The organism is Streptomyces niphimycinicus (genome assembly GCF_018883605.1).
GTDB classification, from domain to species: Bacteria; Actinomycetota; Actinomycetes; order Streptomycetales; family Streptomycetaceae; genus Streptomyces; species Streptomyces niphimycinicus.
Genome location: NZ_JAHLEM010001079.1, coordinates 1 through 3,344 on the forward strand (window position 1 = coordinate 1; position 3,344 = coordinate 3,344).

General features: G+C 75.3%; 1 protein-coding gene. It reads left to right on the forward strand.

Annotation, left to right across the window (positions count from 1 at the left end; translation table 11 throughout):
* On the forward strand, positions 1-3,344 hold a 3,344-nt coding region (locus tag KN815_RS47665), incomplete at both ends, for an SDR family NAD(P)-dependent oxidoreductase (protein ID WP_216348003.1).

The window sequence follows — 3,344 nt, forward strand, 5'->3', positions numbered from 1 at the left end:
GGGCGGCGCTGGAGCGGCGCGCGGTCGTCGTCGGCGAGGACCGGGACGGGCTGCTGTCCGGCCTGGCGGCGCTGGCACGCGGCGAGTCGGCCGCGGGGCTGGTCCAGGGGACGGTGGCCGAGGGCGGCAAGGTGGCGTTCCTCTTCACCGGGCAGGGCAGCCAGCGGCTGGGGATGGGGCGTGAGCTGTACGACGCCTACCCGGTGTTCGCGGAGGCGCTGGACGCGGTCTGCGATGAGCTGGACCCGCATCTCGAACGTCCGCTGAAGGCGGTGCTGTTCGGGGAGGACGCCGAGGCGCTGGACCGGACCGGTTTCACCCAGCCCGCGTTGTTCGCGGTCGAGGTGGCGCTGTTCCGGCTGGTGGAGGCGTGGGGGCTGCGGCCCGACTTCCTCTCCGGTCACTCGATCGGTGAGCTGGCCGCCGCGCATGTGGCGGGTGTGCTCTCGCTCGCCGATGCGGCGAAGCTGGTGGCGGCGCGTGGGCGTCTGATGCAGGAGCTGCCTGCCGGTGGCGCGATGGTCGCCATCCAGGCGTCGGAGGACGAGGTGCTGCCGCTGCTCACCGAGCGGGTCTCGATCGCCGCGCTCAACGGGCCCACTTCCGTGGTCATCGCGGGTGACGAGGACGCGGCGCTGGAAATCGCGGCGGGCTTCGAGGCGGAGGGCCGTAAGACCAAGCGGCTCACGGTCAGCCACGCGTTCCACTCGCCGCGCATGGACGGCATGCTGGACGCGTTCCGCGAGGTGGCCGAGGGCCTGACGTACGAGGCCCCGCGCATCCCGATCGTCTCCAACCTCACCGGTGGCGTCGTCTCCGCCGAGGAGATCATGACGGCCGACTTCTGGGTGCGCCACGTCCGCGAGGCCGTGCGCTTCCTCGATGGCGTACGGACGCTGGAAGCCCAGGGCGTCACCACCTACGCCGAGTTGGGCCCGGACGGTGTCCTCACCGCCATGGCCCAGGAGTGCGTCTCCGGCGATGCCGCCGCCTTCGTCTCGGCGCTCCGCAAGGGACGTACCGAGCCGGTGGCGCTGACGGCGGCCCTCGCCACGCTGCACACCCGGGGGCTCGCCCTGGACTGGCCGGCGTTCTTCGCCGGTACGGGAGCCCGCGCCATCGAGCTGCCGACCTACGCCTTCCAGCGGCAGCGCTTCTGGGTGGAGAACCCGGAGGAGGCCCGTGAGGCCGTCGCGGCCATGGATTCCGTGGACGCGCGGTTCTGGGAGGCCGTCGAGCGCGAGGACCTGGAAGCCCTGGCCGGGACGCTCCAGTCCGAGGACGCCGACGCGCTCTCCTCGCTGGGCGCCGTGCTGCCGATGCTGTCCTCGTGGCGGCGCCGCCAGGGCGAGCGGTCCACCGTGGACGCCTGGCGCTACCAGGTGACCTGGAAGCCGGTGGCCGCCCGCGCCGAGGGGGCGCTGACCGGCCGCTGGCTGGTCGTCGCCACCGCTGAAGAAGCGGACGGCACGCCGGCCGAGGGTGTCGTACGGACGCTGTCCGCGCGCGGCGCCGAGGTGCGGACGGTCGAGCTGACCGCCGACGACCGTACGGGCATGGCCGAGCTGCTGCGCGAGGCGATTGCCGACGCGTCCGTGGCCGGTGTGTTCGCCCTCCCGTCCCACGCGGACGGCGCCGACGGGCTGGTCCGCACCGCCGCCCTGGCTCAGGCGCTGGGCGATCTGGGCGTGGACGCGCCGCTGTGGGTCGCCACGCGCGGCGCGGTCTCGACCGGCCGCGCCGACGGTCCGGTGGACCCGTGGCAGGCGCGGGTCTGGGGCCTGGGCCGGGTCGCGGCCCTGGAACTGGCCGAGCGGTGGGGCGGGCTTGTCGATCTGCCGGAGACGGTGGACGACCGGGCACTGTCGCGGCTGGCGGGCGTGCTGGCCGCCGGCGCGGGCGAGGACCAGGTGGCGGTGCGCGCCTCCGGCGTCTTCGGCCGCCGGCTGACCCGGTCCGCCGACACCGGGCGTGGCCGCGACTGGCGGCCGGGCGCGGGCTCGGTCCTGGTGACCGGCGGTACGGGCGCGCTGGGCGCGCATGTGGCCCGCTGGCTGATCGACAAGGGCGCCGAACACGTGGTGCTCACCAGCCGCCGTGGCCTCGACGCCCCCGGCGCGGCCGAGCTGCGGGACGAACTCGCCGCCTCGGGGGCCAGGGTCACCGTCGCGGCCTGCGACGCCGCCGACCGCGAGGCGCTGGCCGCGCTGGTGGCCGGGCTTCCGGCCGAACTGCCGCTGACGGCGGTGGTGCACGCGGCCGGGGTGCTGGACGACGGCGTACTGGAGTCGCTGACCCCCGAGCGCTTCGCCTCCGTGCTGCGCGCCAAGGCCGACGCCGCCGCCAATCTGCACGAGCTGACGCGGGACCTGGACCTGACGGCCTTCGTCCTGTTCTCCTCGTTCGCGGGCTCGATCGGCGCCGCCGGTCAGGCCAACTACGCGGCCGCGAACGCCTTCCTGGACGCGCTCGCCGAGCGCCGCCGGGCCGAGGGCCTGCCCGCCACCTCGGTGGCCTGGGGCCCGTGGGCCGAGGGCGGGATGGCCGCGGACGAGGCGCTGGAGCAGCGCATGCGCCGCGCCGGTGTGCCGCCGATGGCGGCGGACCTGGCCATCGCCGCGCTCCAGCGCGCCCTGGACCTGGACGAGACCGCGGTGACCGTCGCGGACATCGACTGGGAGCGGCTGGCCCCCGGCTTCACCGCCTCCCGGCCGAGCCCGCTGCTGCTGGAGCTGCCCGAGGCGCGTACCGCGCTGGAGGCCGAAGGCGGGCGGAGCGCCCGTACGGCCGGTGGCGGCGCGGACGAGTCCTCGCCGGCCCAGCGGCTCGCGGGGGTCCCGGCGGCGGAACGCGAGCGGATGCTGCTGGACCTGGTGCGCTCGGCCGTGGCCGATGTGCTGGGCCACTTGGACGCGGAGGCGGTCGAGGCGGACCGGGCGTTCCGGGATCTGGGCTTCGACTCGCTGACCGCCGTCGAACTGCGCAACCGCATGAACACCGTGACCGGGCTGCGGCTGCCGCCCACGCTGGTGTACGACTACCCGTCGTCCTCGGCGCTCGCCGCCCACCTCCGTACGGAGATCCTGGGCGAGGAGAGCGCGGCCGAGCCGGTCGCCGGTGTGCCGGCCACGGCGGCGGCCGTCGCCGACGATCCGATCGCGATCGTCGGGATGAGCTGCCGCTTCCCGGGTGGGGTGCGCTCGCCCGAGGAGCTGTGGCGGCTCCTGGTCTCCGGGCAGGACGCGGTGACGGGCTTCCCGGCCGACCGCGGCTGGGACCTGGAGGCGCTGTACGACCCGGACTCCGCCACCGAGAACACCAGCTATGTCCGCGAGGGCGGATTC